Source organism: Veillonella sp. (assembly GCF_041333735.1).
Taxonomy (GTDB): domain Bacteria; phylum Bacillota; class Negativicutes; order Veillonellales; family Veillonellaceae; genus Veillonella.
Map to the genome: position 1 here is coordinate 715,970 of NZ_JBGKFB010000001.1, position 13,663 is coordinate 729,632.

A 13,663-nucleotide genomic window follows, 5' to 3' on the forward strand; every position below is an offset into this window, starting at 1 on the left:
ACATAAAATATTCATATTATTTTCATTTTTAAGCAATTATGGAATAATAAAGCTGTACCAAAATATGATTAAATCACATTTTGGTACAGCTTTATTACTATAAATTTTTAACTACTTTAAAGCATCTTCTTCATTCCAGCCTTCACAGAAGAAAATAATATAATGATCTATACGTATATCTGTTAATGTAGACATACAACACCTATTTAACAGTATCCGCTAACGCCTGTTCTGCTGCTTTCATAGATGCATATTTAGGCACTGTTCCTTTAATTGAATTACCTAAAATAACGTTTGATTTGAGTAATTCATTACGTTCAATTTCATCACTGTATTTGACAGCCTCTAATGTTCCATCATTACGTTTACGAGTAATATAAATATTATCTTTTCTTACAAAAGTATCTAACAGTTCTGGGTAATGAGTTGTAAAAATCAAGCAGGCCCCATGAGGGTTATAATCGCGATTTTCAAATAAAGATAGAATCCATTCTACAAGACGTTTATTAATATGATTTTCTATCTCGTCGAATAGAATATACCCGCCTGCTTTTAATACGGATTGGAGAGCTGGAAAAAAGTGCAATGCTTTTACAGTACCAGAAGATAAGATAGACTCCAACTCATCATAGGATAAATCGTACTCAGAATCACCATCTTTTTTGAATTTCAATTTATATTTATCTTTGCCCTCTGACTGTTCAATACAACTAATTGCACTATCAAAACACTGTATAATCGACACATCAGGAATCGTAGGTCGTATATTCCGAACGGTATTATATTTTTCAAACGAACAAAGTACCTTTGTTGCCTTATCCTTAAACATGCTCGCAATACTCATGTCATCAAGTAAAAACTTAGCATCTTCAAAATCGGTACGTTGATTAACAACCTTAGAGCGTACAAAATTAAATAGATTCTTTTTAGTTAGTTTTGAGAACGATCGTACTTTCAATATCTCATTCTTATAAACAAAATCATATTCATCGTCCAATATATATCGTTTTATGATTGAAGATGTTAATTCTAATATTTGTTTACCAATTTCAAACCACATAACAAAAACTATTGGTTTCTCTTTTGTACCATCAGTACTTCCTATAATTTTCTGAATAATTAGTTTAATATGAGGATCATTCAACCTAGCATCATTAGCAACAATCTGTAACAATATCTGAATAACCTCTAAAATCGTTGTCTTACCTGTCGCATTAAGACCTGTGAAAGCTATTAAATTTTGGGAATAAATAGACGCTCCACTATCAATCCTATAAGCTCTTTCTATGTTGTCATTATCAGTAAGTAATTGGCTTACTTTATCTGTTGCCACTAAATCAATATGTAAATTTTTACCAAACAAATTCGTATTGTGTATTTCAAATCCTAATAACCGCACTATAACACCTCCTTTTTTTATTATTATAACATATTTGATAGATTTAAAACATTTATTTTGTTTAAAATAGAATATTAACTAATTTAGGATGCAAAAAACAATCAAAATCATCAATTAGAAATAGCTTAGAATTATGATAATTGTTCAAAATCATCATTGCTAAAAACAAAAATATCTGCGTACCTATACTTTCTGCTTCATAATCAATAACAAAGCTTCCCTCATCCTTACCTTCATATTCAAATTGAAGTAATAACATGGGGGCTACATTTAGATTATTTCCTTGTACAGGCATAACAAAATCTTGTATTTTAATATCTTTTATATGAAAATCTGCAGCCTTCATAAAATACAATACTTTTTCTTTTAAATCAGGATTAGTATATAATGGCAAAAATAGATGTTGGTTACATAAATCAGTATTCCTTAAACTAAGTACAAGAATATCTTGTGCAAACCATTCATATGCCTCTTTAACTTCTGAAACATTATTACTTTTAGCAAAGTATAGTAAAGGCTGATTAGCTCTTAATACACCATTTAAGCTCTTTATTGATGACGGCATAATGATATTATCTATAGTTCTATTAAAAATGATATCATCATTTACAACTAAGCACTCTTCATTAATATTATTAGCATCATAGTTTAATTCATAAGAATATAGATTTCCATTTTTAATAAATCAAATTTTGAAATAGATATTACCTGCTCCATTAGCAAAAGTATCAATAGGTAAAGTCTCTAACTCAGAAGATGTACCATAAACAATAATATCTCTAAGTAGTTGAAAAGCTCTAATCACATTAGATTTTCCAGATGCATTGCCACCCAATATAAATGATGACTTAACAACCTCTGTATTTCCTAATCAGACTGTATTCACCTCTACACACTCCGTAATACCTTCACCTACCTCCATAGAAAAGGTGACTTCGTCTTTGAATGATCGAATATTTTTGAAAGTAAAATCTATTAGCACTATATCACCACCTTGCATTTAAGAAATATATTGAACCCTAGTTGCATTTACGTAATTATAATATAGTTGATATTTTATAATTATAAATTCAAACACTCAACAAATCATATTATCATATTTCTTGTATTATCATTTAGCACATTTCTAAGATGTTATTTACAACAATCTAATATATACTGAACAGTCTCATTCTTTCTATAATCTATATTATACAAATTAAATCGCACTAATTTATCAAATTCTGATGAATATAATGTCTTTTGATATTTACATAATCTGCTAGATAAATCATTTTTAATTAATAAAATACTAATAAAGCCCTCTACATTTACTTATTATGTAAATATAGAGGGCTTCACCTTTTATTTATACCTTGCTATAAACTCTTCAATTTTAGACCAATACTTCATACTTTCAAAGATTTTATCATCATCCCATTTCCACCATTTCATGGATAATAAAGATTCGACTATACTATCAGAAAATCGTTGTTTTATAACTCGATTACTACCTACAACAACTGTGTATGGCTCTACATCCTTTGTAATAACACTACCTGCTCCTATAACGGATCCATCACCGATAGTTACACCACTTCTAATAATACTATGAGCTCCAATCCATACATCATTACCAATTCTAATACTTCTATCCGCATTAGGCATATCTTTCTTATAATCAAGAAAATTTCCATATGTACTTACATAATTAATATTATGACCATTTTGAACAAGATGTTGATCAATACCTATCGAACAAAAACTGCCTATTGAATGCATTTCTCTTTCATGATAAGAACGATAGCCATATGTGAATTTTCCAATTGGTATACCAATATATTTATCAAACCAATATCTAGCTAAATTATCTTTCCAGCCATATTTCTTTTTTGAATATTTATATAACCATTCAGGAGGATTACTTGTCCCTCTAATTTTTCGTATACCTTCCAAATAGAGTTTTTCCCATTCCGTAATCCCATATTTTTCTACTAACTCATCCATGATTTCCTTATTTATGCATTCACAAACTCAATAACTTTATTAGCAATCATTTTCACATCATCTTTTGTTAAATACATATGAAGTGGCATTGTAATAATTCTATTAGACATTCTATGCGCATTAGGACATTTACCATTATCATAAGAGTACATTTCATACTCTGTATTATCACGATAATGAACACCTGGATAGATATCATTTTCTTGTAAATATTCAAGTAAACCATCTCGATTATCTACAGCAATTTCATAGATATGATAAGAACATTCATCAGCATGTGGTGCACCTATAATTTGGATTTTAGGCTCGTTTTTAAATATCTCATCATAGTATCTAGCTAATTCACGGCGATATTTATTTGTTTCGTCCAAATACTTAAGTTCCACTAATCCAATAGCAGCCATAATCGAATTACCATGATCTTTATAACCAAGGTACTCTACATCATATTTCCATTTATAAGAACCCTTTGTACCACTATTACGAGCATACGTATCCTTATTAATACCTAACCATGTCAATTTACGGCAAATTTCATCATATTTTTTATTATGGAAACAAATCATGCCACTATCAGCAGTTGGTAAATTTTTAACAGCTTGAAATGAATAGACAGTTACATCTACACCATTCCATGTACCTGGCATTTGTCCATTCACACGAGTACCAGCCATGTGAGCCGCATCAAGTATTAACTTAAGATTATGTTCTTTACAAATTTCAATAATTTTATCTAATTGACCAACACGACCACCATAACCAACGAAAATAACAGCTCTAGTTTTATCATTAATTTTTCGTTTTACATCTTCAGGATCTAAACAAAGATATTCATCTACATCAGCAAAACGAGGTACTAATTTTTCATATAAAACAGCATGATTCGTAGATACAAAAGTAATTGGTGTAGTTATGATTTCATCACCATTTTCCCAACCATTTTCTTTTTTTAAGATTTCTACTGCTAAATGTAATCCAACAGTAGCAGAGTTTAAGAAATGAGCATTCTCATGACCAGTATATTCTTTCCATTTATTTTCAAATTCTACTGTTTTGAAACCAAGACCAGTCCAACCTATTTCAAGACATTCTCTGATTTCATTTAAACATTCTTCTACATGATATTTAGGTTTTAATACTTGAATTGTCATGATTACTACTCCTCTATAAATATTATGATTATTAACAGTTTTTACTATTTAAACTTAATAATAGTATCTATCTTACTATTTATCTATACTCTATTTTTTTCCAAATCTTTCTTTATCTTTGTAGTCGATATTTCTTTTGTTCTAGGCAAATAAATTACCTCACAATAATCTTTTAGAAAATCAAATTTTCCCTTCCAATCATCTCCCATGACAAACGTATCAATTCCAAATTCTTTAATATCATCAATTTTCTGATCCCAATTATTCTCAGGAATAACTAAATCAACATAGCGAATTGACTCCAACAATTGTTTTCGAATCTCATAACTAAAATAACATTCTTTATTTTTACTATTCTTATTAAACTCATCTGTAGAAAGGCAAACAACTAAATAATCTCCCATTTGTTTTGCTCTCTTTAATAAGTTAATATGCCCATAATGTAGCAAATCAAATGTTCCATATGTAATAACTTTTTTCATAATAACATCTTACCCTTAATTTATTCTTTTATATTCCCCACTAATTATATGTTTCCACCAGTCTTGATTATCCATATACCATTGAATAGTTCTCTTTATTCCCTCATCAAAAGATGTTTTTGGCAACCATCCTAATTCATCATTGATTTTAGTAGGATCTATAGCATACCGTTGGTCATGCCCTGGTCGGTCTGTGACATAAGTAATTAACGATTCATCTTTTCCTAATGTAGATAAAATTGTTTTTACTACATCAATATTAGCACGTTCATTATGTCCACCAATATTATAAACCTCTCCTACACGACCTTTTCTAACGATTAAATCAATGGCCTCACAATGATCTTCTACATATAACCAATCGCGTACATTCATTCCATCCCCATATACAGGTAATTGTTTATTATTGAAAGCATTAATAATCATCAATGGAATCAATTTTTCTGGAAAGTGATATGGTCCATAGTTATTCGAACAACGTGAGATTGTTACAGGTAAACCATACGTTCTATGGTAGGCCAATACTAATAAATCAGCAGATGCTTTAGATGATGAATATGGACTCGATGTATGAATCGGTGTTTCTTCTGTAAAGAATAAATCTGGTCGATCCAGTGGTAAATCACCATACACTTCATCTGTGGATACTTGATGATATCGCTGAATTCCATATTTACGACAAGCATCCATTAATACAGCAGTTCCCATAATATTCGTACGTAAGAATATTTCCGGATTCTCAATACTTCTATCCACATGAGATTCTGCTGCAAAATTAATAACTATATCTGGCTTATATTGCTCAAATATTTTATAAATAGCTTGTCTATCTGCAATGTCTGCTTTCACGAAAGAAAAATTAGACTTATCTTTTACGGGTTCTAACGTTTCTAAATTACCTGCATAGGTTAGTGCATCAACGCATATAATATGGTCTTCTGGATACTTCGCTACCATCATATGTACAAAGTTACCACCGATAAATCCAGCACCACCAGTTACAATAATATTCATATGCACACCACCCTATTGTCTACTATCTGCCATTGTAAAGGATATCTTATTTTCTAATTCATCAAAGAATGGAGATTTGGTATCCTTCTCAGATAGGATAGGATTTTCTATACCCCAATTAATGGCTAATATAGGATCATTCCATCGAATACCACCATCTGATTCTGGAGCGTAATAGTTATCTGCTTTATACATAAACTCAACATGATCTGTTAGGGTTACAAAACCATGTCCAAAGCCTCGAGGGATTAGAAATTGTTTTTGATTTTCTTCACTAAGTTCAATAGCAAACCATTGCTTATAGGTAGGACTATCCTTGCGAAGATCAACTGCTACATCAAGTACTGCACCACGGACACATCGTACTAATTTTGCTTGTGCCTTATCCCCATATTGGAAATGAATACCACGCAATGTGCCTTTTACAGTAGATGATGAATGATTATCTTGTACGAAATTATAAAATAAGCCAGCTTCTTCCATAATTCGCTTATTCCATGATTCCATAAAGAATCCTCGGTGATCGCCAAAGACTTGTGGTTCAATAATCACAAGTCCTGGGATACCTGTTTCGGTAATCTTAATTCCCATACTATACAACCCCTATCCTTGTATTTGCCCCTCTGCTACACGCCGTAAATGTTTACCATATGGTGATTTGCCATATAGCTTTGCACTTTCTAGTAATTGTTCTTTACTAATCCATTTATTACGATACGCAATTTCCTCTAATGCAGATATTTCAATACCAGACCGTGTTTGAATAACTCGAACAAATTCGGATGCATCACTAAGAGAATCCACAGTTCCTGTATCTAACCAAGAATATCCTCTACCAAGTGTGTGAACACGTAAATCACCACGTTCTAAGTACATCTTATTTAAATCTGTAATTTCTAATTCTCCACGATCAGATGGTGTTACCTTTTTAGCCAATTTACAAACGTCTTTATCATAAAAATATAACCCTGTAACGGCATAATTTGATTTAGGATGTTTTGGTTTTTCTTCAATAGATTTTACTAATCCATTTTCATCAAATTCAACAACACCAAATCGTTCTGGATCTTCTACATGATAACCAAATACAGTCGCACCACTCGTGGCCTGTGCAGCTTCTTGCAATTGTTTTCTCATCCCTGCACCATAAAAAATATTATCGCCCAAAATCATGGCACAAGAATCACCATCAATAAATTCTTCACCAATAATAAAAGCTTGTGCTAATCCATCTGGGGATGGTTGCTCTTTATATTGTAAATTAATGCCATATCTAGAACCATCACCTAATAAGCGTTCAAAATTAGGTAAATCCTGCGGTGTTGATATAATCAAGATATCCTTAATCTCTGCTAACATAAGTATAGATAATGGATAAAATATCATTGGTTTATCATAAACAGGCAATAATTGCTTAGATGTTACTAATGTTAGTGGATATAGACGTGTCCCTGATCCACCAGCTAAAATAATCCCCTTCATACTAACCCTTCTCTTTTCTTCTAAGAAAAAATTAATTTTAATGCATTTGTCAAATTATATTTTTCTCTTATAATACAACCACCCGAATAAGCTATTTTATTTCTTTCAAGTTCATGTTCAAGATAATATTTTATCTTCTCAACTAATTCATTAGTATCACTATAACAATCAAAATGTACTAATTCCTCTAACTGTAAATCATACTTATTTTGGATATCACTTAATAGAAAATTATTATTACCCATTACCTCAAAGGTTCGACAATTATAACAAGTATGACCTTCTATATGAATATTCAGATTAATTTTGGTTCGTTTATAATATTTAATAACCTCTTCTGGAGATAGCACCTTATTTTTGACTACTTTAGATAAGTAAGGGTATTTAAGACCAAATTTAAATTTACCTATAATTTCCTGATACCAATGATGACTATGCCATACACGACCTAAAACTAACATCTTATAATTATTCTCATAAGCTACCTTAGCAGCTGCTTCTAATAGTTCTAATCTTTTTTTAGATCCTGCAATAGTTCCTATAAAAAAGATATCCAAATCTTGTACATCTGTTACCTCTCTAGGCGAAGAATAAAATTCTGGACCTGCATATAAAGGTAAATAATGTGCAGTAATAGAACAATATTTTTCTAATTGAATTACATCATTAATCTCAATAGAATAAATATTTGAATATAAATTAATATGATTACCCAATGATTGTACATCATGAATAGAATCCCAAACCCATAAACGACAATCAACCTTTTTAGCTATATCTTCATTAATAAAATATAACTTATTTGGAAAACGAAAATCATTAAGAAATAATGCTAATTCTATATTATTTCTATCTATAAACTCCAATAAACGTTTTCTTTCATCTTGTATATTTTTATTATAATTTAATTCAAATATATAAGTATTATTACTTAACTGATGATTTGCCTCTATCAAATTATTAGAAAACATAGCACTATTTCTATGATTAGTTACAATACAAATATTCATTTATTTTCCCTAATTAATATAACCAATATATAATATTACTTCCAATACGCTTCAACATTATGACCTACTTGTTGTTCCTTTGACGGTAACTTCATATAATCACCGTATGTTTGCTTTAGCATATCATCATATTCTTTAATAATAGGTACTTTATTATTTTCAAACTCTACTTCTATAAATTCTTTAAACCAATCATATTTATAAATAGATTTATTAAAATCAGTTTTCTTTTGATAATCTTGTGTCAATGATACAACAGGTGTTAATTGTCTATTATATTTGTTCTTACATTCCATCAACTTTTTTGCCATCGTATCTAAATTAGGTAATGGTAAATGGTATTTACGTACGAATCTATTCCACTTTTTAAAGTGCCGTTGAAAGTGTTGAATCCATTTCCAATAGAATCTAACATCCATAAATAATTTACGTTGTTCATTTTTTTCAACAGGAATATGATCTAATACAAAAATATCAATATACACACCATATTCAACTACTTTTCCCTTTGAAAAATGTTCATATAAAACAGTTTCCGTATCAAAAAACTTAGCACAAAATGCCATAAAGTAATTCTCTTCATCCATTTCAGGCCATAGTTTATAACGATCTGTACTATTTAATATATATTGTTTCCAAGCTTTTTCAAATTTTTCATATTCTGGGCGCATCATGATAACATCAATATCATCGTCCCAAGGGATAAAGCCTTTATGTCGAATAGCCCCCAATGCTGTTCCATAAGCAATCGTATATTTAATATTATTCTTTGTACAAAACTCATTAAATCGTAATAAAGTTTTCAATAATACAGATTTGAGTTCTTTCCCCTTTATTGGTTCATTCATTATACTAAGCAACTCCTATTTTTTTATCATACTGAATAATAGATTTTCCCATTGAGACCATATAATATCTGGTGCAAATCGTTTCATCGAATCTACTGCTTGTCTTCCCAATGCAGAACATAATTCAGAATTCCCCATAAGCTTTTCTAAACCTAGCGCTATATCTGTAGGATTATCTTTTACTAAGATTCCATTATATCCATCTTGTACCATATCTGATACACCAAGCCATGTATCACAAGCTATCACCGGTAACCCTTTAGCCATCGCTTCAGCCATAGATAAACCAAAACCTTCTGATGCACTCATCATGGCATATATATCCCCTGTTGATAAAACAGATTCCACATCCTTAGTAATACCTTTAAATAGAATTCTATCTGATAAATTTGCCTGTTTTATCATCAATTCTAATTGTGCTTTATAGGCTTTATTTTCATCAGCCCCCCACAATTCAACAATCCAATTTGGAAATTGATCTGCCACTTTAGAAAAAGCTTCAATTAATAAGTGAGGTCGCTTATGTCCCTTTGCCAAACGACCTATAAATAAAATTTTATGTACATCTTTTGGTTTTGTTAAGTCTACTTGATTATTAAATTGTGGTACTACATTTCCTATAACCACAATTTTATTATTAGGAAGATGTCCTTCTAATACTTTTTTAAATGATGGTAATAGCACTTGATTTACATCAGATTTCTTTACAGCTTCTAAAGACAAAACAGGATAAAAATCAAAATAATCTTCTGGATTACCATGACTCATAGTAATAATAGGAACTTTATCTTGTAAATTTAAATCAATGATTAAACTTTTAGAAGTACCTGGCGTGAATGAAACAATAATATCTGGCTGAATACCTTTTATTATCTTTCCCATATAAGGGCAAATATATTTATAAAAGAAATCACTGTTTACAGTACGAGCTTTTTGTTTACTAAATAATCGATAAAACTCACGTTTTAAACGTAATGAAATCGGATATTTGATTCGTTTTCCATTCTGTAATCGTACATCATAACACTTTATATCCTCATCTATAGGAAAGAAAAAATCACCACTACGTTCATCAGCATAAATAACTGATACAGTATGTCCTCGTTTATACATTTCATTAGCAAAAGCACTGGTTACTTTTGCTAATCCGCCTGTATCTCCAACCATCTTAGTCGTATTTACTAGTAAAATATTCATTATCAAACCCCATATGTATAGCAATTAAAAGGTGTTTACTGACTATAATAATTACATTTATTATAGCATATATGGACCTTTAATTACGCATAAACTCATACTTTATTCATTTATTAAAATGTATCTAATCACTTAAATTTTAATCCTATAAAAAAACTTCTACTATATAATCAATTTCATTTAATAGTAGAAGTTTTATACATTACAATATTCTATTTTAAATACGCCTTTAAATTTTCTTTAATTTGTTCTTCGTACTGATCCAATAGTTCATATCTCTTCCGATACTGACTACGTTTTTGTGATTTGATTTCTTCAATCGGTTTTCTGTACTCTTCCAATGGTATTTTAAAGAATCGTGGATCTTGTGTAACTGTACCGCCAATGTCTTCCCACAATGGATCGAGTTCAGCTACCTTTGCCTTATGGCCACGCACTATGTGTGTATTAGCGTAGAAACCTTCGTCAGATACGGTGTACATAGATTGCACTTTACAGTATTTAACGAGTTCCCGAATCAAAAATACAATAAAGTTTTTTGGACGATAGCCAAACATTTTCTTTGTAATATGTTTTGCGTTATCGAGACCATCTTTATACCCTTGGATGGTACCAATCCACAATGCTGGTTCCCCTTCTAGACCTTTGCCAAGGCGGATATTCGCATGGTATACGCCTTGGTCTCCTAGTTGTAACAGAATGGTAAATAAACCTTCCTTACGTTGACCGGTCATAAAGTTAAGGTGTGCCGTCATGTTTAAATCAGCATCTTCCCAAAGTAGAATGCCTTGTTTTAATCCTTCCGGTTTTAGTTCCTCAGGATTATATAGCATTTCGATGGTCTCAGGCGTAAATACATCTTCTAATGCTGTAAAGTGATTCTTTACCGCATCAATGCGTTCACGCAATGTTGATTCTTTAAACAAGAAAATACGGCTCATCAACTCATACAGACCTTCTTGTTTATCTAAAATATGTTGATCTGGTACGTAGCTTTCAAAAAAAGCCTTGTATTCCATCATCTCTTGCTTGTGGCCTACAGTTCGCAAGAAATGCAAGATTACGCGACGTGTTTCACGCCACGATTTTTTCCCATAAATAGCTCGACCATTAGCCCATTGGTCCTTTATATATTGAAACATACACTCTCCTTACTTATTCTATACATTAATAATCGAATCGATCATCCGTTTATGTCCAAAGTCTTCATTGGCTTGTACCAAACCTGCCTCATATATATCTGGATGTTCAATCATTTTGTTTACGAATTGTTCTAATCCAGCGCGAATCGTATCTACCGAGGATATGTCTAAGCTTTCACCAACATGGTAATCGCGAAGCACCTCAGGGTTAATTTCAGGCGACACCAAAGCGGGTTTATAAAACCCAATAGCCGTGTAGAGCATGGCGCTCCAGTGATAGCGATACCGTTCGGCACCGTAAGGCATCAAGATGGCATCTACATCGAGTAGAGCCTTGTCCCAATCGGGGCCGATGAGGTTCGCATGTAGGAATGAAAGCCCTGGCACATCCTTATATTCGTCAGCGATGGCATCAAATAGTTCGCCGTCCTCAGGTTTTGCGGTTGCCCCTTGTACCAAGAGTTCTACGGGACCTGTAAAGGTAGCCATTTTGAAAGCATCCAATAGAGGAATAATATTCTTTTCCTTACGGAATTGTCCGAAAAATCCAAGACGAAGTGGCGTATGTGTAGAGAAGGTTGGCGTTTCGCCCGTGGATGGCGTAAACACAGGAGGCAAGATAGGACGTACGCGAGATAGATCACTACGCAGCATATCGTCGCGCAAGGTGATAACATCTAGGTAAATATTTGGATATCGATTGGCACGTTCCGCTTGTTTCAAGAACCGTACGTTTTCACCCTTGCCAATACCATGGAAAATAAAATGAACAGGAACCTTTGCATTTTTGAGAGGCGTATCCAATAGAGCCTTTATATAGCGATATGTAGAGGTTGGAATAATCAATGCATCACAATTATGTTCCTCTAACTTTTTAGCAGCCGAAGTAAACCATGCACGACGGCGTCGTTCACGCAATAGAGACAAGAACGGCTTTTTCCATTTCGATGCACCTGCATAGGTCACTACCTCTCCGCCCTCAAGATAGATAACCTCAACGCCATAATCAACCTTAAAGGTAAAGTTCTCCGGCACCATCAATACCGGTTCATGACCTTGGCGTTTTAATTCATTGATGATCATGCGGTCAAATTCCACCTCATGACCGGCAGGCATAATGATACTTTCCAAAATGGCTACGCGCATTGTGGTCCTTCCTTTCTCATACTCACACTCGTCTATTATTCAGAAATTATAATTTCCCATTAGATTTCAATAAATAGTATAGTTTTACATACTTAATCATGGTGTAGAAATAATGGTTCGCGGATAGGATAAATCCTATTTTTCCATCTAAAAAACCTCTATCTAAAATGTACACCTTGAAAAAAGCCCAGCTTGGACGGATAAGAATATCCTTTACAAAGGAACAGGATTTCCCATTTTCCTTATATTTCTTAGCCGCTAATGTCGTATAGTTATTGAATTTATTGAAGTACTGGTGCCAATTATCATAGGTATAATGGTACATTTTGCCACGTAGTTTAGCCTCTGGATAGGTACTAGATATGGTTTCGTGTACAAATCCTTCTATATTCGTGCCTTCTTTTGGCATAAATCGCAACACATAATCGGGACGCAACACGCCATGAGTGGCCTTGTTGTGATGGAACACATTAGACCGTTCAATCCAGTATGCTTTTTTCTCATCCTTAGCCAATACCTCTTGTACTTCTCGTTGCAATTCTGGCGAAATGCGTTCATCCGCATCGAGGAAGAAAATCCATTCGGACCGAGCCTCTTCGACGGCAAAGCGTCGTTGTTGGGACCAATCGCCGTTCATTGCGTGATGTACGACGCGAGCCCCCATAGATTCAGCAATCTCTACCGTTTTATCCGTACTGCCGTCATCGATAAGAAGGACCTCGTCAGCAAATTGTGCAGATGCGATACAGTCTTTCATATGTTGTTCTTCATTTTTAGCCAAAATAATGACCGTTAGTGTTGCCATG

General features: G+C 32.6%; 13 protein-coding genes and 1 pseudogene. All 14 read right to left on the reverse strand.

Annotation, left to right across the window (positions count from 1 at the left end; all coding sequences use genetic code 11):
- Positions 1 to 202: 202 nt before the first annotated feature.
- The 14 genes and pseudogenes from ACDF53_RS03190 to ACDF53_RS03255 all read right to left on the reverse strand — a co-directional run bounded on the left by ACDF53_RS03190 (position 203) and on the right by ACDF53_RS03255 (position 13,662).
- Positions 203 to 1,399 carry an ATP/GTP-binding protein gene (locus tag ACDF53_RS03190; protein WP_370815460.1) on the reverse strand — a complete coding sequence of 399 codons (1,197 nt, stop codon included), beginning with the start codon at positions 1,397 to 1,399 and terminating at the stop codon, positions 203 to 205.
- A gap of 61 nt (positions 1,400 to 1,460) precedes the next feature.
- A pseudogene (locus tag ACDF53_RS03195) lies at positions 1,461 to 2,234 on the reverse strand (ATP/GTP-binding protein).
- Between the two features lie 509 nt (positions 2,235 to 2,743).
- Positions 2,744 to 3,385, reverse strand: coding sequence for a CatB-related O-acetyltransferase (locus ACDF53_RS03200; RefSeq protein WP_370815461.1), 642 nt, complete (start codon positions 3,383 to 3,385; stop codon positions 2,744 to 2,746).
- Positions 3,386 to 3,396: 11 nt separating this feature from the next.
- Positions 3,397 to 4,536 (reverse strand): DegT/DnrJ/EryC1/StrS family aminotransferase, encoded by a 1,140-nt coding sequence (locus ACDF53_RS03205; RefSeq protein WP_370815462.1) that lies wholly within the window; start codon positions 4,534 to 4,536, stop codon positions 3,397 to 3,399.
- Between the two features lie 83 nt (positions 4,537 to 4,619).
- Positions 4,620 to 5,018 (reverse strand): glycerol-3-phosphate cytidylyltransferase, encoded by a 399-nt coding sequence (tagD, locus tag ACDF53_RS03210; protein ID WP_370815463.1) that lies wholly within the window; start codon positions 5,016 to 5,018, stop codon positions 4,620 to 4,622.
- A gap of 15 nt (positions 5,019 to 5,033) precedes the next feature.
- Positions 5,034 to 6,032, reverse strand: coding sequence for a dTDP-glucose 4,6-dehydratase (gene rfbB, locus ACDF53_RS03215; protein ID WP_370815464.1), 999 nt, complete (start codon positions 6,030 to 6,032; stop codon positions 5,034 to 5,036).
- A 12-nt stretch (positions 6,033 to 6,044) separates the two neighbouring features.
- Positions 6,045 to 6,623 (reverse strand): dTDP-4-dehydrorhamnose 3,5-epimerase, encoded by a 579-nt coding sequence (gene rfbC / locus ACDF53_RS03220; RefSeq protein WP_370815465.1) that lies wholly within the window; start codon positions 6,621 to 6,623, stop codon positions 6,045 to 6,047.
- A gap of 12 nt (positions 6,624 to 6,635) precedes the next feature.
- On the reverse strand, positions 6,636 to 7,514 hold the full coding sequence (gene rfbA / locus ACDF53_RS03225) for a glucose-1-phosphate thymidylyltransferase RfbA (RefSeq protein ID WP_370815466.1): 879 nt from the start codon (positions 7,512 to 7,514) through the stop codon (positions 6,636 to 6,638).
- Positions 7,515 to 7,534: 20 nt separating this feature from the next.
- Positions 7,535 to 8,524: a glycosyltransferase gene (locus ACDF53_RS03230; RefSeq protein ID WP_370815467.1), complete on the reverse strand. Its 990-nt coding sequence runs from the start codon at positions 8,522 to 8,524 to the stop codon at positions 7,535 to 7,537.
- 35 nt (positions 8,525 to 8,559) lie between these two features.
- Positions 8,560 to 9,372: a phosphorylcholine transferase LicD gene (locus ACDF53_RS03235; protein ID WP_370815468.1), complete on the reverse strand. Its 813-nt coding sequence runs from the start codon at positions 9,370 to 9,372 to the stop codon at positions 8,560 to 8,562.
- Between the two features lie 15 nt (positions 9,373 to 9,387).
- Positions 9,388 to 10,569 (reverse strand): glycosyltransferase, encoded by a 1,182-nt coding sequence (locus ACDF53_RS03240; RefSeq protein ID WP_370815469.1) that lies wholly within the window; start codon positions 10,567 to 10,569, stop codon positions 9,388 to 9,390.
- A 212-nt stretch (positions 10,570 to 10,781) separates the two neighbouring features.
- Positions 10,782 to 11,711, reverse strand: a complete 930-nt coding sequence (locus ACDF53_RS03245) for a VirK/YbjX family protein (RefSeq protein WP_370815470.1) — start codon at positions 11,709 to 11,711, stop codon at positions 10,782 to 10,784.
- A gap of 18 nt (positions 11,712 to 11,729) precedes the next feature.
- A complete protein-coding gene (locus ACDF53_RS03250) occupies positions 11,730 to 12,857 on the reverse strand; it encodes a glycosyltransferase family 1 protein (RefSeq protein ID WP_370815471.1) in 1,128 nt (375 codons plus the stop codon).
- Between the two features lie 46 nt (positions 12,858 to 12,903).
- Positions 12,904 to 13,662 (reverse strand): glycosyltransferase family 2 protein, encoded by a 759-nt coding sequence (locus ACDF53_RS03255; RefSeq protein WP_370815472.1) that lies wholly within the window; start codon positions 13,660 to 13,662, stop codon positions 12,904 to 12,906.
- Between the last annotated feature and the right edge of the window lies 1 nt (position 13,663).